This window comes from Veronia nyctiphanis (genome assembly GCF_004116385.1).
GTDB lineage: Bacteria > Pseudomonadota > Gammaproteobacteria > Enterobacterales > Vibrionaceae > Veronia > Veronia nyctiphanis.
Window position 1 is genome coordinate 97,249 of the sequence record NZ_PEIB01000002.1, and the last position, 20,908, is coordinate 118,156.

Annotated in this window: 9 protein-coding genes and 3 pseudogenes; 2 read left to right on the top strand and 10 right to left on the bottom strand. The window is 43.6% G+C overall.

Going from position 1 to position 20,908, the window contains the following annotated elements:
- Positions 1–566: 566 nt before the first annotated feature.
- On the top strand, positions 567–2,642 hold the full coding sequence (locus CS022_RS02380; RefSeq protein ID WP_129120935.1) for a S8 family serine peptidase: 2,076 nt from the start codon (positions 567–569) through the stop codon (positions 2,640–2,642).
- A gap of 123 nt (positions 2,643–2,765) precedes the next feature.
- On the opposite strand, the gene CS022_RS02385 is transcribed toward CS022_RS02380, so the two are convergent.
- The 6 genes and pseudogenes from CS022_RS02385 to CS022_RS27915 all read right to left on the bottom strand — a co-directional run bounded on the left by CS022_RS02385 (position 2,766) and on the right by CS022_RS27915 (position 13,362).
- Positions 2,766–3,137, bottom strand: coding sequence for a histidine triad nucleotide-binding protein (locus CS022_RS02385; protein WP_129120936.1), 372 nt, complete (start codon positions 3,135–3,137; stop codon positions 2,766–2,768).
- Between the two features lie 171 nt (positions 3,138–3,308).
- On the bottom strand, positions 3,309–4,259 hold the full coding sequence (locus CS022_RS02390; RefSeq protein WP_129120937.1) for a DUF2860 family protein: 951 nt from the start codon (positions 4,257–4,259) through the stop codon (positions 3,309–3,311).
- Between the two features lie 319 nt (positions 4,260–4,578).
- Positions 4,579–7,452 carry an EAL domain-containing protein gene (locus tag CS022_RS02395; RefSeq protein WP_235869227.1) on the bottom strand — a complete coding sequence of 958 codons (2,874 nt, stop codon included), beginning with the start codon at positions 7,450–7,452 and terminating at the stop codon, positions 4,579–4,581.
- On the bottom strand, positions 7,452–9,050 hold the full coding sequence (locus CS022_RS02400; protein ID WP_129120939.1) for an ABC transporter substrate-binding protein: 1,599 nt from the start codon (positions 9,048–9,050) through the stop codon (positions 7,452–7,454). The genes CS022_RS02395 and CS022_RS02400 overlap by 1 nt, the downstream gene beginning before the upstream one ends.
- 282 nt (positions 9,051–9,332) lie before the next feature.
- Positions 9,333–10,976 (bottom strand): ABC transporter substrate-binding protein, encoded by a 1,644-nt coding sequence (locus tag CS022_RS02405; protein WP_129120940.1) that lies wholly within the window; start codon positions 10,974–10,976, stop codon positions 9,333–9,335.
- Positions 10,977–11,863: 887 nt separating this feature from the next.
- Positions 11,864–13,362, bottom strand: a pseudogene (locus CS022_RS27915) (ABC transporter substrate-binding protein).
- Between the two features lie 472 nt (positions 13,363–13,834).
- Here CS022_RS27915 and CS022_RS02420 point away from each other — a divergent pair.
- Positions 13,835–14,356 carry a GNAT family N-acetyltransferase gene (locus tag CS022_RS02420; RefSeq protein ID WP_129120943.1) on the top strand — a complete coding sequence of 174 codons (522 nt, stop codon included), beginning with the start codon at positions 13,835–13,837 and terminating at the stop codon, positions 14,354–14,356.
- Between the two features lie 71 nt (positions 14,357–14,427).
- On the opposite strand, the pseudogene gcvP reads toward CS022_RS02420, so the two are convergent.
- From gcvP to CS022_RS02440, 4 genes and pseudogenes are all read right to left on the bottom strand, one after another.
- A pseudogene (gene gcvP, locus CS022_RS02425) lies at positions 14,428–17,290 on the bottom strand (aminomethyl-transferring glycine dehydrogenase).
- Positions 17,291–17,305: 15 nt separating this feature from the next.
- Entirely contained in the window at positions 17,306–17,683 is a 378-nt protein-coding gene (gene gcvH / locus CS022_RS02430; RefSeq protein WP_129120944.1) for a glycine cleavage system protein GcvH, read from the bottom strand.
- A gap of 59 nt (positions 17,684–17,742) precedes the next feature.
- Positions 17,743–19,037: pseudogene (locus CS022_RS02435) on the bottom strand (serine hydroxymethyltransferase).
- Positions 19,038–19,104: 67 nt separating this feature from the next.
- Complete coding sequence (locus tag CS022_RS02440) at positions 19,105–20,505, bottom strand: L-serine ammonia-lyase (RefSeq protein ID WP_129120945.1); 1,401 nt, start codon at positions 20,503–20,505, stop codon at positions 19,105–19,107.
- Between the last annotated feature and the right edge of the window lie 403 nt (positions 20,506–20,908).

Consider the following 20,908-nt stretch of genomic DNA (forward strand, 5'->3'; position numbering starts at 1 on the left):
TAGATGGACAACTGACCTAATCTTCTGATTACAAGATTATTCGTTGAGCAGGCTATGTCTGTTCCAGTGCTGAGAAGTTAAGTTAATCAAGTTACTAAGTTCAGAAATGAAGAGGCAAAGCCGAGTCAATTAGTCTCTCGTTTTGGTGAATCACTCTTGTATATCGCTAACAGAAAGATGAGATTTAACTCTCTAACTCACTGATATTGAATAAATATTATTTAAAAGTTATATACCCCGCTATCCAACCTCTAATTTTGTAACGTATGGTTTACGAAGTTAATTTTATCAATTTAAGTTATTGATTAATTGATATTTTAAACATCATATTTTTACTCTTTTATGGTCATATTTATTTACGAATTTTCATTGCCAGAATTTTGTCCTGCGAATCAGATATTTTTTAATGGAAAATAACCTTGATATGAAATCTGATGAGTTGTTAGATGTTTGTTAATAGCTCAATCGCGAGTTGTTACAAAAATAAAAAGGAAAAACTCATGTAATTCAATAGATTATATGGATTAATGAGTCTCGATTTTTTAGATTTTAAACACAGGATTGTTATGAAAACGTCTCAAATTAAACCAGCAGCATATGCGGGTGCATTTGCACTATCAATGTTAGCTGCTTCTATCCAAGCTGAAACACAAAACACAGCGCCTGCTGAGTCACAACGTTTTATTGTTCAGCTTAAAGATTCACAGTTCAGCGCTCTTTCGGCACAGGCTATCAGCCCAGAAGCTCTTGAGTTAGCGAAAATTGACTTACTTCAGAATGTTGCATTAACTGTCGACGCTGACGTTGTGCGCGCTCTACCAAGTGTTAATTCAATGGCGCTTTTGTTGACTGCTGAATCAAAAGCAGAACTCGAAGCCAACCCCGATGTTGCATTCATCGAAGTTGACCCGAAACGATTCCTGATGGCCGAAGACGAGCCATATGGTATTAGCATGGTTCAGGCTAACCAAGTATCAGACAGCATGTCTGGCAACCGTAAGGTTTGTATCGTTGATACGGGTTATGAGCTTGGTCACGAAGACTTGCCAAGTGCTGGAATTACGGGTGACGACAAAAATGGCTCGAACAGCACAGGTAACTGGTATGAAGATGGCAATGGCCACGGTACACACGTAGCAGGTACCATTGCAGGTATCGGCGGTAACAACCGTGGTGTTGTTGGTGTTAACCCTTCAAACCTTCTTAAACTTCACATTGTTAAAGTATTTAATAACTCAGGTAACTGGGCATACGGCTCTGACTTGGTTGCAGCAGTTAACCAGTGTGTTAACGCAGGCTCTGATGTTATCAGCATGAGTTTGGGTGGCGGTGCATCATCAAACGCCGAACGTCAGGCATTTGCAAATGCTACAGCGCGCAATGTATTGAGTATTGCAGCGGCAGGTAACGACGGTACTTCAGCAAAATCTTACCCTGCCTCTTATAACGAAGTTGTTTCTGTTGCTGCTGTTGACCAGTCTGGCTATAAGGCTAGCTTCTCGCAGTATAATGACCAGGTTGAAATCGCTGCGCCAGGTGTTGGCGTTAATTCAACGTACATCAACGGCGGCTATCGTTCACTGAGCGGTACGTCAATGGCAACGCCTCATGTTGCAGGTGTCGCAGCACTGATTTGGAGCTACTATCCAGAATGTAGCGGTGAAAAAGTTCGTCAGGCGATGAATGCGACTGCACAAGATAAGGGCGCAGCAGGGCGTGATGACCGCTTTGGTCATGGTATTGTTCAAGCGAAAGATGCGTTAACTGAATTGCGCAGACTGTGTGATGACGATCCTACTGATACTCCGCCAACTGCGGCATTCAGCTACTCAGTAAATGGTCAGACGGTAACCTTCAATAATACGTCAACCGACGATAACGGTATTTCTACCAACAGCTGGAACTTTGGAGACGGTAACACGTCCTCATCGGTTAACCCAGTACATACCTTTGCAGAAAAAACGAAGTACACGGTTAAACTGACAGTAACTGATACAGTGAATCAGTCAGACGTTGCCTCAAAAGTTGTTGATTTGAGTACGACAACACCGCCGAAATGTGAAGAAGCTTGGTCTGAAACTAAGAGCTATCGTTCGGGCGACAAAGTGGTTTATAAAGGCAACATCTTTGAAGCTACTTGGTGGTCAACGGGTGCACAACCTGATGTCTTCTCTAATGTATGGAAGAAAGTAGGTAAGTGTGACGACAACGGTGGTGGTGACAATCAGGCGCCAGTTGCTGACTTCGGTGTTGTCGTAAGTGGTCTAACGGTGACACTGTCTGACAAATCATCTGATGATGCAGGTGTAACATCACGTGAGTGGTCATTCGGTGATGGCGGCATGTCTGTTCAACAAAGTCCAGTGTATACCTACCAAGCTGCGGGTACATATAACATCAAACTGACTGTGAAAGATGCTCAAGGTCTGACGGGTGTTAAATCTGTGCCAGTAACAGTCGGTGGTGACACAACTCCAGGTTGTGACGGAGTTCAAGCTTGGAAAGCTGGTACTGTTTACCTGACAGGCGAGTCAGTAAGCCATAAAGGTATTAAATACTCTGCTAAGTGGTGGACTCAGGGTGAAGAACCTGGAACGACTGGTCAGTGGGGCGTGTGGAAAAATGAAGGCGCCTGCCAATAATTTTCCTGACGACATCTAATAAAAAGCCCCGAATTGTCGGGGCTTTTTTGTTTTCATTTGAGTATGTAGACACTCAAAGTTTGCCCAACCTTCTCAATACAAAAAGAGCAAAACGTCGGATGATTAGGCTGATTGCTTTGGGGTATTACTGTAAGGTGGCCATCCCATAGGTTTACCTGCCAGCATGTGAAGGTGAATGTGATAAACCGTTTGCCCGCCATACTCATTACAGTTCATGACTACACGGTAGCCTTGTTCAGAAATTCCCCACTCTTTTGCTAATTTAGCTGCTGTTGTAAACAATTTACCTACCAGCGCTTCATCTTCTGGTGCAATGTCGTTGATAGTAGCGATTGGCTTTTTGGGGATGATTAATACGTGATGTGGTGCTTGCGGATTGATGTCACGAAAGGCAAGTACCTGTTCATCTTCGTAAACGATATCTGCTGGAATTTCACGTTCAATAATTTTGGTAAAGATAGTGCTCATTAGAATCCCTTAGTCTTTATATTTCTCGGAGCAATTCTGAGTTCATCTATCATAGCCTGATGTAGTCGTATCCTAAAAGATGTAGGTGAGGCTTTGGCAAACAAAAGATGAGTAATAGATGAGAGGCTGTTGATGGAAGAATGCCCAGATAGGCGCTCTTCCACCAAGTCGAGGTAATTAGAAGTTGTAAATGACGCCGACACCTGCGACGAACTGATTCTCGTTAAAAAAAGCGATGTTTGACTGCAAGTCTGAATACGTGATGTTGACAGCCAGTGTTGTATTTTGCCAACCCAAAGGTTCTTCTTGGGTATACAACAAAGAAGCTTCTAGCACATCGTCCTCTTTGACTTTATTAAATATGGGGTGCTTAGTGTCATATTGATTGGATTGGTACCCCACGGCGAACAATAAAAACTGATCGTCCATCGGCTTGAACACGCCAAGAGTTGCACCATAGCCGTCAAACGTTTCAGCCTTACCTTTAGCATCATATTGTTGGTAACTGACCTGCGTGGTCATGAAGACCTTGTGCTCTATAGATAGCGGAAAATCAATGCTGGAATTGAAAATCAAACTGTCTGCATCACGAAGAAGCAGTTGTTGGTCGATATTGTTGAGAGAAGCCTGTCCAGCCTTATCGTTATCAATTCTTAATCGATAATATGACAGACCAAGAGAGACTGGGCTGCCTAAAACGCTATCCCATTCCACATCGAAAGTGTCAGCCTTAGACTCAGTCGTCTTACGCTCTGTATTGAGTGGGTAGGGATCAATGAAAACCTCTGATCCAAAAAGCTCAGGAGAATAGGACACGGAGACGGCAGATTCACCAAATTCGGCTTCGTACCCAAGGGCAAAGGCTGATGAACCGTTGAATACTGATACATATACGCGACTACTATCCCATTGGTAGAAGAGTTCTGCGGGTGGACCAATGAGAGGCATGGAAGAGCGTTCAGCCTCTCCATTTGTTTTCGGGTTTTCAGTATCTAGGTTTGATTGTGAAGACGTATAGCCTGCGAATAAACCGATATGGCCGCCAAAGCCGCTTCGATCGTTTTCTGAAAGGGCCGATTGGCTGAATGTTAAGCCGACTAACAGCGTAAAAATCCTTTTTACTGTCATATTAAACTCTCGTAATTATTGGTATTTGTTAGAAAAGAAAATCAATAGAGCACATGTATGTTTATTTTTTATACAATAATTGTGGTCACAGAACGTGAAAATACTGAACGTCGCATTAAGTAATGTGCTCATAATGCGATCAGTTGCGAATAATTAGGGCTAATGACTCATGTTTTGAGTGACTTGCAGCTTCATGCGGAAGACTGCCGCAAGTCACTCACGTGATATATCGAACTGAGTTACGTCTTTTTTATATCACTGATCTGTCATCAGAATACGCTCTTTTAGCGAGTAGAGTTCGCGCGCAATGGGGGGACGTTTAGTGTGCCATCTTCGAGGGTGTACTCGAAACAATTTGCCTCGAGAATCTCATCGAGGTCTTGCGGCTGAGCAAAGATGAACCTTGTGCTTCATCAATGCCCATTTCCTTGAGTTTATGAAGGATGTCGAGATGCTCTACGCCTTCAGCGACAGTTGTTTTATTCATTCCAAGGCAGAACTGACTCAACGAAGAAAGAAGGCGCGTACTTTCTTCGGAGTCTTTAATCATTCTGACGAACGACGCATCAATTTTCACTTTATCGACTGGGAACTCGGCGAGGTAGGTTAGCGAACCATAGCCAGCACCGAAATCATCAATGGCAAGGCGACAACCCAGTTCAACCATTTGCATTGCGTAGTGTTTACCCAGATTCAGTTGCTTAATTGCTGCGGTTTCAGTTACTTCAATTACAATCTGACTGGCAGGCAGATTGTGATTGACTATATGCTGCTCCAGTAGCGCCACAATTTCTGGATCGGTCAACGATTTTGCTGAAATATTAAGGTGAAGTTCGATGTTAGGCTTCAGTTTGAGTAATGCCGGAAAGTCTGAGAGCGCTTTTGTCATCACTAGCTTGTCTATTCTGCCGATACTTCCATCACTTTCGGAAAACGGAATGAACTTACTTGGTACGATGAGTTTACTTTCCTCGTCGATCATTCGGACTAACACTTCGAAACCACTGACCTCACCAGATTCAAGATTGACAATAGGCTGGTATTTGAGTCGGAAATTCCCTTCCAGTAAGGCTTGCTCGGTTCTTTTACGCCAGTCCAATGAGTCTTGTAAGTAACTCAGCATGCGTTCGTTACCGTTATATACATGCCAATTTTTCTCACCGTCGTTTGATTTGACTTCATACATAGCACAGTCTGCTTGGTGCATCAGCGTATCAATCGATTGGGTACTGTCATCAAACTCAACAATCCCAGCTGAAACGCGAATAGGTAGTCGGAAAAAAGAGCCGGCTATTTGAACCTCTTGCATGCGCTGGTTCAACTCGCGAATTTTGACAACAACATTCTCCACGTTGTTATTTCTAACCAACACTGCAAACTCATCGCCACCAAGGCGTCCAATTTCGGCGTTATCCTGAAAAATCTGGACCAAGTAGTTGGCAACCTGTATCAGCGTCATATCACCGAATTTATGACCATAGGTATCGTTAATCAACTTGAAATAGCGAAGGTCGAAGTAGCAGAGTACACCGAACTCTTTTTTCTCCAGAAACGTCGAAATCAGAGCTCTTATCTTGTTCCTGTTAAAAAGTCCGGTAAGCGGGTCGTGCTCTGCAAGGAAAGACAGCTTACGTTGGCTATTTTTTTGTTCGGTAATGTCCAGCCCAACCGAGAGAATCATGTACTCTTCATCCGTTTCGCCCTGAACGCGGCGATGAACCCAGGCAACATCGAATTCATTTCCTTCTTTGGTGGCAAGTTTGCTCTCGGTTCTGATTACTCGCTGCAAGTCATTCAATGTATATACACAATCGTTTGAACCAAATACATTGGAGAAATATTCGATATTTGTAGAAGACTCACTCAATCCCATTAAATCTCGACCAAATTCATTGATCCTATGCACCCGTCCGTCCATGCAATGCATCACCACCAATAATGGCGCACTGTCGAGAAGGTTATTAACGAAGTCAGCCTCTCTGTCTCTCTCAATGAGTGTTGTGGTGAGTGCGGTAGTTTGTTGTTCGATTTCTTCTTCAAGCCTGTTAAGCTTTGAACACAATTGATAAGACGTTTCATGAAGCAGGTCGAGTTCATGTTTTTTCTTCGCTAACTCTGGTTCACCCACAGTTTGGCGAAACTCACTAAAACGTTGCTTACCGAGTAAGGGGAGGGCAGATGTAATCAGTCTCAGCCTGTTCATAGGTTCATTGATTGCCCAATACAGTGAAACGCCCGTTAAGAGAGCACAAGCCCCAAATATAATGAACAAGATCTGCAAAAATGACTTCACAAGAGCCAGTTCTTTGTCTATTTGCTGCAAAAACACTAATTCAAACGGAAGCTTTATATCGTTGAAATAGGCTGGTTGATAGCTCAACTCATACTGTTTGCCAAATACCTCTACAAAGCTAATTTTATCTTCGACGGGTTGTACGCCGAGTTGTTCAAACGCACTGAGGAAGACCTCCTGATCACTGGCAGAGGCAAAAGAATAATCACTATTTGCGATGCTTAATTCGAAGTATTGGTCAAAAAGAAACCCAGAAGAATCATCAACCTTCATTGCTTTTGAGGTTTGGATCATCGCGATTTCTGAACCAACAAAGTCCCTGAACTCAGTGGTGAAATCACCAAGCCCAGCGCCAAACATTAGCAAACCAACCAGCTCAAAGTTTGCCCAAAGGCCCACCATAGCATGTTGCTTACATGTCCTCTCGCAGATGATTTGCATTTCGGGCGTCAGGCTTTGCATGAACTTATCAACAATTGGTTGATGCAGTTGGTGGAAATGATCTGCATCCATCCGTGTTCCCCACGAGGTAACTAATCTACCGTTAGGGGAATAGAGAGAAATTTCGCCAATTTCGAAGCGCTCGTTAATAAAATGCCTGTATGAATTCAGTAGGTTTTCGACTTCTGCTATGTCAGGTTTACTGGTGGTGTTGTAACCAATCACGGAAGACACAAATTGGCCCGCTATCGCGTACTTTTCCATGCGGTTTTCAAGCATGGATGAGAACTGCAGTTTCTGTTGGTTCTGCCTCATTTCTCTGATGCCATCGAAGTAGTATTCGAGGCTCAGATAAACCAGAAGTGCGATAATCAGCAGTGTCGAAGAAAACAAAAAACTAAGACGTTTGATGACTATCCACTTTAAGCTTCCAAATTGGTGCGCACCACTTTGTATCATCAACGTGCTTCCTTCCACCGGAACATTTCGGGCTCGGTTCGCCATGAGCCGGGGCTAGGGGAATAGGTGACATTTGGTGCTAACCCCCAAATGGCTTGCTGGAAGTGAAGAGGGATGATTCCAACATCGCTGATGAGAACTTCAGAGGCGATTCGGTATAGTTGATTTCGATAGCCTTGATCGAAGTGCTTTTCTGCTGTCTGCACGAGCTCAGTCAACCTTGGATTTGAATATCGGCCGGAATTTGCTAACCCAATCTGTTGGTTATTGTCCGGAAACATAAAGAGATTCTTAAATGTATAACCGCCGTTGATATTTGGTGCCCAACCAAGAAGATTGACACTGAACTCATTGTTGGTCATTGCCCGTCGAAAGTACTCTTTTACCGGATACGTCTGTGTTGCTGCATCTATCCCAATCTCTCTGAGCATGACGGCAATAGCATCAAGGATTTCAACATCAGAAATATATCGACCCTTTGGTCCATGAATGGCCATTTTGAATCCGTTACCGTATCCGGCGCTTTCCATTAGCGCTCTGGCTTTTTGAATATTCTGCTTTGGTGTTGTGAGGTTCTTGCTTGCGAAGGGCCACTCATCCAAGAAAATTTGGCCAGCAGGCGAACCGCCGCCCGACATGACTTCGTTAGAAATATAGTCCCTGTCGATGGCCAACGATATGGCTTCTCTTACTCTGATGTCCTGCAATGGATTCACGTCCATTTCTGACCCATCATTATTCCAGATGAACGTGGGTTTTTTCCGGAAGGTATCGAGCTGAAGAAATATAGAGCGTGTGGTATTTCGCTTAAAAATGTTGAAACCTGCTTTTTCAAGCGATTCAAGATCTTTTGGTGAAAGCTTATCTGCTACGTGTGCTTTTCCCGACAGAAGGGCGTCTAATCTCTCTTGATCTGATGGAACAAAAATAATTCTTACATTCTTTATCGCGTCGATTTCACGCCAATTACCGTCAAAACGTTCGAGGAGTAATTGATTATTTTCTAAATCCGCTTCTTTCAAGCTGTATGTACCTGTACCGACAATTGTTTTACCTTTATCAAACTCATACATATCATTTGAATGAGAGAGGTGTTCTGGTAAAACTGCAATTTTGGTAAGGTCACCAGCGAATTCGGAATAGCCTTCCTTGAGTTGTATGTCAATCGTCAGATCATTGACTGAGGTCATCGATAAGATGGGCTCAACGTATGCTTTGAAGGAGTTGGTTTGCTGTGGAAGCTCTCTGATACGTTGCACAGTGAACATAAAGTCATTCACTGACATTTTATGTCCATCATGGAAAAACACATTGTCTTTTAGGCTCAAGCGCCACAGGTTCTGTTTGGCATCCAATAATTCAGTTTTCTCTACAATACCTTTCTTGAACAGCCTCTCCCCTTCATCAAACAGCCCAAGTCTGTCAAAAAATATATTTGAGATATTGATGCTGTTCCCTACATTGTATCTGTGAGGATCAAGTGTATCTGGGGCATTTTTGTAGACTATCACCAACTCTTTGTTTTCGTTTTCAGAAATGACAGGTTGAGCGAAAAGAATCGCAAGGGCAGGGATTAAAGCGCTGAAGGCATTGCGCATGAAACCAACTCCATGGTTATTTTTTGCTTATAATTTATTATCGATAAAATTATCAATATTGTGTTCACATATCAATATAAGTTTATTTATTAATACTGATAATTTTCTTAATTTTGATTATTCTTCTGGTGAAAAATATTTCACCCTTGAATCAAATTTACGATTATTGTTTCGATTTTAAGAGCTGGCGATTATTTCGCGTACACTGTTGCATAGCTATTTTTAATATTAAACTTTCATAGGCATCAAATGCCAACAATTTTGATCTAATAGATTTATTTTTTACTCTGGCTCTGTCCATCTAAAGGCTGTCAAATTTAACCTCCAATTTTCTGGGCGGGGGAAGTAACCAATATTGGGTGAAAGACCCCAATTTATGACCTGGAAATGAAGAGGAATAATCGCAACATCATTTATCACGATCTCGGATGCCCTTCGATAAAGTTGCAGACGGTAGATTTCGTCATGTGTTCTTTGTGCTTCATTAAGGAGAGCGGTGAGTTTGAGGTTAGAGTATCGGCCAGCATTGCCTGTACCAATTTTTCGTTTTTTATCGGGCGCTAGAAAGAGATTGTTAAATGTATAACTCCCACTGTTCGTTGGAGCCCAACCAAGTAAATTTATACTGAATTCGTTTTTCCCCAATGCACGCTCAAAGTACTCTTTTACAGGTAACCCTTCCGCCGAAGTTGTTACACCAATTTTTGACCACATCTTGCCTATGCTGTGGATAACCTTCATATCATTAATGTAACGCCCTTCAGGTCCATGAATCGTCATTTTAAAGCCATCAGGATAGCCCGCTTGCTTCAAAAGCGTCTTGGCCATTTCAACGTCTTGCTTTTTGGCTGTAAGGTTCTTACTCGAAAGTGGCCAGCTTTTTAAGAATATCTGACCAGCTGGCGAGGCACTTCCTTCCATCACAGATGAAATTATATACTCACGATCGATAGCGAGTGAGAGTGCTTGCCGAACTCTGATGTCTTTCAGCGGGTTTTGGGGCAGGGAGTTGCCTAATCGATCTGTAATGTATGTAGGCTTATCTCTGAACATATCGAGTTGAAGGAATATCACGCGACTTGTACTTTGGAAGAAAGCCTTGAAACCTTCGGTTGTCAGAGAGGTAATTTGGCGCGGAGTAAGCTTGTCAGCTACATCCACTTCTTTTTGACGTAGTTTTTTGAGCCTCAGTTCATCGTCGTGGATAAATACAATTTTTATCTTTGAAATCGCATTATCGACATTCACATTTTTAGAGAATTTTTCTAGCCGAATATAACCATTTTCTAAATTATTTTCAGTTACTTTATATGTATTTGTACCGACCCAAGACATATTTTTTATGAAAGTGTCCTCATCTTCTGGATCGTCGCCTTTCGTTGCTATGATTGAAATCCTTTCAAGATCCCCCTGAAATTCCGCATAGCCCTGCTTAAATTGAATACAAAGTGAATAGTTATCAATTTTTGAGTGCTTCAGTATTGGCAAAACGTACTGTTTATATGAGCTGGGACTATCTCGAAGAGAAGCTATTCGGTCCAAACTGTAAATGATATCGTCGATGGTCAGCTCTTTACCATTATGAAATTTAATACCTTTATTAATGGTGAGTTTCCATGTGTTTGTTTGAATGTCGATAGGCGTCATCCGGGAGATGATACTCTTACTGTTTGATACACCCCCACCGTTACGGACACCCAAAGAATCATAAATTAGGTTAGTAACCGTAGTCGTGTTGCCAATGTTAAACCGATGAGGATCTAACGTATCAGGTTTGTTCTTCAGAGCGATCACTAACTCTTCGGTTTCAGCGAGAATTGAGGGAGATAAAAATGTGACTGAAAAAATAAATACAGTTATAAATATATGCTGGCTTAAGCCACATTGCACCTCTGCTGCGCGGTTGGGAACGATAAATAGCGACACTGATAAATATTATCTGCGAGAGTTTGTATGTAGTTTGAATCACATCTTGGATAAATTAAAATTAGCGGTTTATTGTCTAATAACCTAGTAAGTGTGGTTGGTTTATTAAGGTACGCGAAATTAATAAGGATAAAAGTTAAATAACAATACCCGCTATCTTTTATGTGACTATTGAAAAGTAATCTAGTAGATTATTGGTGTTATTTTTACATTTGATGCTTATTTTTGTGTTGCGTAATATGAAACTGATATTCATTATTCACAATAAAATATGAATGATTTTTCTATACAACATATTGGGTTTAATTATCTAGTGAAGTACATTAAAAAATAATAACTTTTATATGCTACTTATGCCTATCCCACTAGGTATAAAAACACAGACATGAAATGGAGGTTGCCCCCTGAAGATGACAGGTAGATGCTAGTCGTTCAAAGAAAGTCATGGCTCAGCGAGTTTCAGGTTGCTAAGCCGCATGGCATGCACAGGAAATCCATCTAAAAAAGAACGTCATAATATTCATAAAATGAATACTTTAATACCTATTTCCAGAGGACTAAAACCTATCGTTGGTTGATGTGCCAACTGACAGCCTTTACTGAAAAAGGAAGCAATGAAAATATCAACGGATTAATACATTATAACCTTCTCAAAGCTACCTATTGGCTCCGGTTAACGAAAGGCCACTGAAATAAGATATAAATCAAATATTCAGCCCAGTAAAGCTGGGCTGTGAGACACCGAAAAATTTGTCAGGTATTATCGGTTATCGCTATATCCTGTAAGTTAAAGCTGTTGCTGAGCATTCTTGACCATTATTGTGGTTTTCGCACCCATCGAAACATTTGGGGTTCAGTTCGCCAACTACCCGGTGTCGGTGAATATTTTACGTTTGGTGCCATACCCCAACTCGAGTATTGAAAGTGGAGTGGATGATAGCGACATCATTAATGACAACTTCAGATGCCCTACGATAGAGCTGATCGCGATATGTTTTGTCGGGGCTGTTTTTCGCCGTTAGAACCAGCTTTTCTACCTCATCATTGTGGTATTGACCCGCATTCGCATTGCCTGATTTCTTAGCAGGGTCTGGAAAAATAAATAGGTTATTGAAGGTATAAAAGCCACTTGCTGAAGGGGCCCAACCTAGCATACTGACACTGAATTCATGGTGTCTCATCGACCGTGTAAAAAACTCACGCGTAGGCAGTGAAATAGCATTGGCCTCGATGCCAATATTGTTTAAAGCAGTGGCAACATATTCAAGGATTGCAGTATCACGAATATATCGGTTATTTGGTCCATGAATGGTAAGTTTGAAGCCTTTTCTATAACCTGCTTCCCTCATTAGTTTTCTTGCCAGTTCTACATTTTGTTTCACTGGCTTCAAGTTTTTACTGGCAAAGGGCCAGTCAGACAAAAATAATTGGCCAGATATCTTTCCACTGCCTCCCATCACCGTTTTTGTAATGTATCTCTGTCTAATGCCAGTGACATAGCCTGTCTTACCTTAAGGCTTTTGAGCGGATTCGTTTTTAGCGGGCTGTTGAACTTATCTGTGATAAACGGGCTTATGTCTCGATGGGTGTCTAACTGTAAGAACACCATTCGGGTGCTTGGCCTTTTTAGTGTGTTATAGCCCTTTTCTTCTAACATTGATAGTTGCTGTGGAGAGAGCTTGTCGGCGACATGAATTTCATTTTGCAGTAAGGCATGAAAACGTTTTTGTGCATCTGGAAAATGTATGAGCTCTATGTGTCGAATACCATCCTGATTACGCCAATTATTTTTATAGTGTTCAAGTGAAATGGTATTTTTATTTTCACCGACGTCTCTTATTCTGTAGGTGCCAGTTCCTATTGCGGACTTACCTACATCGAAGGTATCTGTGCTGTCGCTGTGTTCAAGGTGAGCGGGCAAGATAAATATTTTCGATAAATCGCCGTGAAACTCAGAATAACCTGGCTTAAGTTTTAACCTTATTGTATGAAGGGACTTTACCTTCACCTCCAGTATTGGTTCTACGTAGGGTTTGAAAGAAAAGTCACTGTCCGGCAGTTGTTTGATTCGGTTGATGGTGAATGCAACATCTTCGCTGGTCAGTTCATGGCCATCATGAAAAGTAATGCCTTTGTGAATTGAGATTTCCCATGTGTTTTCTTGTGCACTCACGAGTTGTACAGATTTAGAAAGTCCCTGTGAAAACAAGCGTTGACCAGCTTTTGAATACCCCATCTGGTCAAAAATTATACTGGATAGCATAATGTTATTTCCGGTGTTCAATCGATGTGGATCAAGGGTATCCGGCTTTGTAAGCACGCCTATCTTCAATATATTTTCGTTTGCATAAGAATAAAAAGCTGTTAGTTGCACAAAACACAACATCAATAGAGAGCAATAAAAACGTGTCACTTGCTGACCTTCAGAAATTAATCAACGAGAAGTTTCAAGCTTACAAGTTAAGTCGCTGTCGGCAACATTAGAGTGTGTGAATTATTGATATTGAGATAAATGTAATTTTTGCCAATATATTGCATATCAGAAATGAGGAGTATTGGCATTTGATTTGGTTGTGGGAAATGTTTTCTGTGAAATTTTCATTTTCTCAATAAATTGAAATATTCGAAGTACTTTCGGTATAAAAACAACTGTCTAAGTTTCATATTTCGAAAGTGCAGTATGACCTCGTAGCAGTTTAACACTGTCATGTATTTAGCTCGAATGGCAGAAGTCTAAGATGTAATTGATGTTTGCCTTTGAAATTAATCGATAAAACAATTATTTAAAATGCAATGTCTTTTTCTATGCATTAAGGTCAGTATCTTGACTGAAAAATCTTACTTTAGGAGCAGGGTAAGTGAAGGAAAACAATGGTATTCGCGTTCGACAATTAACTGAAGCTGACCATACAGAGTTGTTTGCTAACTACAAAAGTTGTGTTGAATCGGCAAGGTTTGTGTCTTCTCAAGTTCATACAACTCAGAGTGCGACACTTGTTTCGATAAAAAGGTGGAGAGCCAACTATTTCTCTGATGACCCTAAGGTACTTACTTTTGGTGTGGAATGGAAAGAATCAGGCGAAATAATCGGCTTGATGATTTTAGTTTTTGCCACAAGTTTTGCTGAAATTCACTACGGTGTTGGCAAAGGTTTTTCAGGCAGAGGGTTAGCAACCAGCATTTGTCGGGAGGGGTTGGTGCTGTTGAGAGACATGGGCGTGAAGGAAGTACGGACACATCCTTACCACCGTCATTATGCCAGTATTCGTGTGCTTGAGAAGTGTGGTTTTACTCAACATGGCATTCTAGAGAACTACGCAGTATTTCCGCAGCTTGGCGAAGGCAAATTCGATTGCGCTGATATGAGGCTTTCACTCTGAATAAAGTCTCGAGTCAACCAAATAAAAAAAGGCGAGCATATTGCTCGCCTTTTCACTCACTAACTTGGTTCTTAGTCTTCCATGTAGCTTTCAATAGAAGGGCAAGAACAAATCAAGTTGCGGTCACCGTAAACGTTATCAACACGGTTAACGGTAGGCCAATACTTAGCGGCTTTAGCCTGAACACTTGGGAAACAAGCTAGCTCGCGGCTGTATGCTCGGTCCCAACTTTCGGCCATCAAATCGCCTTGCGTGTGAGGTGCACGAACAAGTGGATTGTCTTCCAGAGACCACTCGCCAGATTGAACACGCGCAATTTCGGTGCGGATAGCAATCATCGCATCACAGAAACGATCCAACTCGTCTTTGTCTTCACTTTCAGTTGGTTCAATCATCAGTGTGCCGGCAACAGGGAATGACATTGTTGGGGCATGGAAACCAAAGTCCATGAGACGCTTCGCAACATCTTCTTCACTAATGCCCGATACTTCTTTGATTGGACGAATATCGATGATGCATTCATGCGCAATACGGCCGTGCGTTCCACGATAAAGGACTTCGTAGTGCGGACTTAGACGTTCCATCACGTAGTTGGCATTCAGAATCGCAATCTTAGTTGCTTCTGTCAGGCCTTCTTCACCCATCATGGCAATGTAAGCCCACGAGATAGGAAGGATAGACGCACTGCCAATAGGTGCAGCAGATACGGCGTACTCGCCACCTTGTTCAACGTGACCCGGCAGGAATGGCGCAAGGTGAGATTTAACACCGATAGGACCCATACCTGGACCACCGCCACCGTGAGGGATACAGAAGGTCTTATGAAGGTTCAGGTGAGAAACGTCTGAGCCAATGAAGCCCGGCTGGTGAGACCAACCTGCGCATTCATGTTCGCACCATCAAGATAAACTTGGCCGCCTGCTTCATGAACGAGTTCGCAGACTTCCTGTACAGCTTCTTCATAAACACCGTGTGTAGAAGGGTAGGTGATCATGATGCATGACAGGTTGTCACGGTGCTTCTCTATCTTCGCCTTCAGATCTTCAACGTCGATATTACCGTCATCGTCACAGCCAACAACAACAACCTTCATGGATACCATTGCTGCAGATGCAGGGTTAGTACCATGTGCAGAGCTTGGGATCAGACATACATTTCTGTGGTCGTCGCCACGGCTTTGGTGATAGCGCTGAATAGCAATCAAGCCAGCGTACTCGCCCTGTGCACCTGAGTTAGGCTGCAAAGACATTGCATCATAGCCAGTGATCTCACACAGCATTTTATCCAAAGAGTCAGCCAGTTCAGCATAGCCCAGAGACTGGTCAGCCGGAACGAACGGGTGAAGTGCACCAAACTCAGGCCAAGTGACCGGAATCATTTCGGCTGCTGCATTGAGCTTCATTGTACAGCTACCAAGCGGAATCATACCGTGTGTCAATGAGAAGTCTTTGTTTTCGAGCTTCTTCATGTAACGCATCATGCGTGTTTCGCTTTGATAGGTATTAAATACCTCATGCGTCAGGTATGCGCTGGTGCGACGACATGCCTCAGGGATAGCTGCAAACTCGTCTGCCTCTACGATAGCTGAGAATTGGGCTGCATCGCCTTTACCAGTCAGTACTTTGAGAAGTGCGTTGACTTCGCTCAGGCTGGTTGTTTCGTCGAAGCTTACACCCAACTTGCCGTTCAGTTTACGAAGGTTGTAACCTGCGTCTGATGCGGCAGAGAAAAGAGCGTCAGTCTTATCACCGGTGTTGATAGTCACGGTATCAAAGAAATGATGATGCGCCAGCTCGAGACCTGCATGGTTAAGGCCAGCAGCGAACAGAGCAGTCAGGTGATGCACACGGCGGCCTATTTTGCGAAGACCTTCTGGACCATGGTAAACAGCATAGAATGCGGCCATGTTTGCCAGTAGTGCCTGAGCAGTACAGATGTTTGACGTGGCCTTTTCACGACGAATGTGCTGCTCACGCGTTTGCATTGCCATACGTAGTGCCTGATTGCCATTGACGTCTATCGAAACACCAATAACACGACCTGGCATGGTACGTTTCAGCTTGTCACGGGTTGCCATGAAGCAGCGTGTGGACCACCAAAGCCCATAGGAACGCCGAAACGCTGTGCTGAACCAATAACAACGTCAGCACCCATTTCGCCTGGCGCTTTCAGAACGGTCAGAGACAACAAGTCTGCAGCTACCGCGACCAGCGTTTTATTTGCTTGAGCAGCAGTAATCAGAGCAGACAAGTCTTTAACTTCGCCCGTTGTACCAGGGTATTGAAGAAGGGCACCGAATACATCGTGCTCAGGCAAAGTATCAGCAGCCGCAACAACTACGTCAAAGCCGAAAAACTCTGCGCGAGTCTTTACAACGTCGATAGTTTGCGGATGCACGTCGTCAGCAACAAAGTATGTGTTGCTTTTGCTCTTTCCGCCGCGCTTACAAAGCGTCATCGCTTCGGCTGCTGCTGTCGCCTCGTCAAGGAGAGAGGCATTGGATAATTCCATACCAGTCAGGTCCATGACCATTTGCTGGAAGTTCAACAGCGACTCAAGACGACCTTGAGAAATCTCTGGTTGATAAGGCGTATAAGCCGTATACCAGCCTGGATTTTCCAAAACGTTACGCAATATAACGTTTGGCGTGTGCGTACCATAGTAGCCCTGACCGATGAAACTGCGTTTGATAACGTTTTTTGACGCGATCTCTTTCAGTTTCGCCAACATGTTGTTTTCACTCGATGCTGGGTCAAGTTGCATTGGTTTTGGAAGGCGAATACCAGCAGGTACCGTTTCTTCAATCAGATGTTCTAGGCTCGTTGCGTTAATTGCTTTGAGCATCTCATTTTGTTCTTGCAGCTTAGGACCATTGTGACGAGCAATAAACTCACCATCAACATCCAAACTGTCAAGCAAACGTGTGTCAGTCATCACTCGGATCCCGAATTAGTCTTCAATAGATTCTTGATAAGCTTCAGCAGAAAGCAGGTGGTCTAGGTTGCTGTCATCAGCAAGTTTGATTTTCGCTAACCAACCGCCTTCGTATGGTTCTTCGTTAACCAGCTCAGGGCTGTCTTCTAGGTTTTCGTTGACTTCAACGATTTCACCGTTAACTGGGCCATAAATATCAGATGCTGCTTTCACTGACTCAACCAGTGAAAAGCTCTCACCAGTTTCAACTTCACCACCTACTTCTGGCAGGTCAACAAATACTACATCGCCCAGCAATTGTTGCGCGTGGTCCGAAATACCCACAGTTACAGTGCCGTCGCCATTGTCTTTTACCCACTCGTGGCTTTCAGAAAATTTCAGTGTTGCATCCATTAGAGTCTCTCCATAAAAATCAAAGCTAGTTGCCCGGTTTTATGCCGGGCTATTCGTTATTAGTGATAAAGCGGGAATCGCTGGCAAAGTTGCTGCACTTCTTTACGAACGCGCTCTTCAACATCAGTGTTGCCATCTGGTGATTCAACCAATCCATCAAGAACATCACCAATCCACTCACCAATTTGACGGAACTCTTCAGTACCAAAGCCTCGCGTCGTGCCAGCAGGGGTACCAAGACGAATTCCAGATGTCACCATTGGTTTTTCAGTATCAAAAGGAATACCGTTTTTGTTACAGGTAATACCTGCGCGCTCAAGCGCGACTTCCACCTGATTGCCTTTGAGTCCTTTCGGGCGCAAATCAACCAACATCAGGTGTGTATCTGTTCCGCCAGTCACAATGTCACACCCACGAGTCTGAAGGACTTCAGCAAGTGCTTTTGCGTTTGCAACGACGTTGTTGATGTAGAATTTAAATTCAGGCTCAAGTGCTTCGCCGAAAGCAACCGCTTTTGCAGCAATCACATGCATTAAAGGACCACCCTGGAGCCCCGGGAATACCGCTGAATTGATCTTTTTATTGATGGCTTCATCGTTGGTCAGGATCATGCCGCCGCGCGGGCCGCGAAGTGTTTTGTGCGTAGTCGTTGTTACCACATGTGCGTGAGGAATCGGACTTGGGTGTGAGCCAGTCGCAATTAACCCCGCGATGTGAGCCATATCGACCATGAGAAGCGCACCAACGCTGTCTGCGATTTCTCGGAATTTTGCGAAATCAATGTGGCGTGGGATGCAGAACCGCCAGCAATGATAAGTTTTGGCTTATGTTCTTCTGCCAGCTTAGCAACCTGCTCGTAATCAAGTTCCAGAGTTTCTTCGCTAACGCCATACTGAACCGCGTTAAACCATTTGCCAGAAAGGGCAGGGCGTGCGCCGTGTGTTAAGTGGCCGCCCGCATCAAGTGACATACCAAGAATGGTGTCACCTGGCTGAAGAAGCGCCAACATGACTGCGCCGTTTGCCTGTGCACCAGAATGCGGTTGAACGTTCGCATACTCACAACCAAACAGTTGCTTGGCACGCTCGATAGCAATGGCTTCGACTTCATCGACATGCTCACAGCCACCGTAATAGCGACGTCCCGGATAACCTTCGGCGTACTTATTGGTCAGGCAACTGCCTTGTGCCTGCATAACGGCTTTCGATACGATGTTTTCAGAGGCAATCAACTCGATTTGTTGATTTTGACGTTTCTCTTCAGCCTTGATACCTGCCATGACTGCGCCGTCAGTCTCATCCAGGTTGGTGGTGAAGAAGTTTTCGTGTTGTCCAGTCTGATAGCGAGGTTTCATTTTTCAGTCCTTTGTCATCAGAGTGCCTTTTTTGCAGGCACTTTGTCTGCTCTGGTTTTTGCTGTTTTCAGCAAGCGACCACGTTAATGGGGATGGTATTGGTTGCAAGACCACCCAAAGAGGTTTCTTTGTATTTACTCATCATATCGAGCCCGGTCTCGTGCATCGTTTTGATTACGGTGTCTAAGGGTACGTGATGTTCACCGTCACCGTTCAATGCCAATCGCGTTGCATTGATAGCTTTAACCGCGCCCATGGTGTTTCTTTCGATGCAAGGTACCTGAACCAGGCCATGAATTGGATCACAAGTAAGGCCGAGGTTATGCTCCATTCCGATTTCAGCAGCATTCTCAATTTGTTCGAGACTCGCACCCATTGCCGCCGCAAGACCAGCTGCAGCCATAGAACAAGCTACGCCAATCTCACCCTGACAGCCCACTTCTGCAGCAGAAATAGAGGCATTCGTTTTGTAGAGTGAGCCAATCGCAGCAGCGGTAGCCAAAAAGATTCTTATGCCATCGGTGTTGCCGCGGGATACAAATTTGTTGTAGTACGCGAGCACGGCCGGAATGACGCCAGCAGCGCCATTCGTTGGCGCAGTGACAACCTGTCCGCCAGCTGCATTCTCTTCATTTACTGCCATGGCGTACATGTTCACCCAATCATTACTGTCGAGTGGCAAACCAGTGTGGTGCATCTTGTTAATTGACTGATACAGCGTTTTGGCACGTCTCTTAAGCTTTAGACCACCCGGGAGAACACCATCTGCTTCAATGCCGCGCTCTATGCACTCAAACATGACCCGCCAAATAGCATCGATGCCTTCATGAACGTTATGAATAGTGGCGTTTGGGTTCTCAGCCACGGCGCGAGCAAGTTCATTATCGAACATGACCTGTGCGATTGTTTTGTTCGCTACGCGGCAGTGCTCAATAAGTTCGGCCGCGCTACTGAAAGGGAAGGGGAGTTCAATGTTATCTTGGTCAGACTCCGTTTCCCCCTGCTTAACAACAAAACCTCCACCAACGGAGAAAAACGTCGCGCTATGAAGCTGCTTGCTGTCTTTGCCGAAGGCGGTTACCGTCATGCCATTGGGGTGTTCTGTCAGCACCTTATCGCAATGAAAAACAATGTCGTCATCCCATTCAAACGAGATATCGGTTTTTCCTGCGAAAGAGAGCATTTTGGAGGTTCTGATATTTTCTGAGCGGGTCGGGATGGTGTTGGAATCGATATACTGTGGCCATTCGCCTAGCAGCCCCATGACACATGCAACATCTGTTGCGTGGCCTTTGCCTGTTAGTGCCAGTGAGCCATAAAGATCAACCACGATTTTCTCAACGCTGTCAGTCAACGTTAGCTCGTCTATTTCCTCGACAAAGCGGGCACAGGCAACCATTGGACCTACCGTATGGGAACTGGAAGGACCGACTCCGATTTTAAACAGATCAAACATGCTGTGACTCATGCATGTCTCCTTGCTCTATAACATTCCCAATAAGGGGTGAAAGCTCTGCGACATCAGGAATCAAACTTAATATTGCGTTTAACCCTGGGTTAATTCCCTTCATTGTTGGCTAACATACAAAACCCCGTACCCATCCGCAAAATAAATTTCCTATAGGAAACACGCAGTGTGATCATTGTTACACTTTCATTCTAGCAATCCTAGCAAATAATGATTATCAACAAACGTTTGCATTATTGCTGAGTGAGCACATGGCTTTAAATGCCAAAACTGACAATAACCACTTAAGTTATTGATGTATATCTATATATTTATATATGTAGATATTTATTTCTTTATCTGTATTTGAGTGTCTGATATTTGTACATTTTTTGCTGACAAAAAAGACAAAAGTTGATTTCTG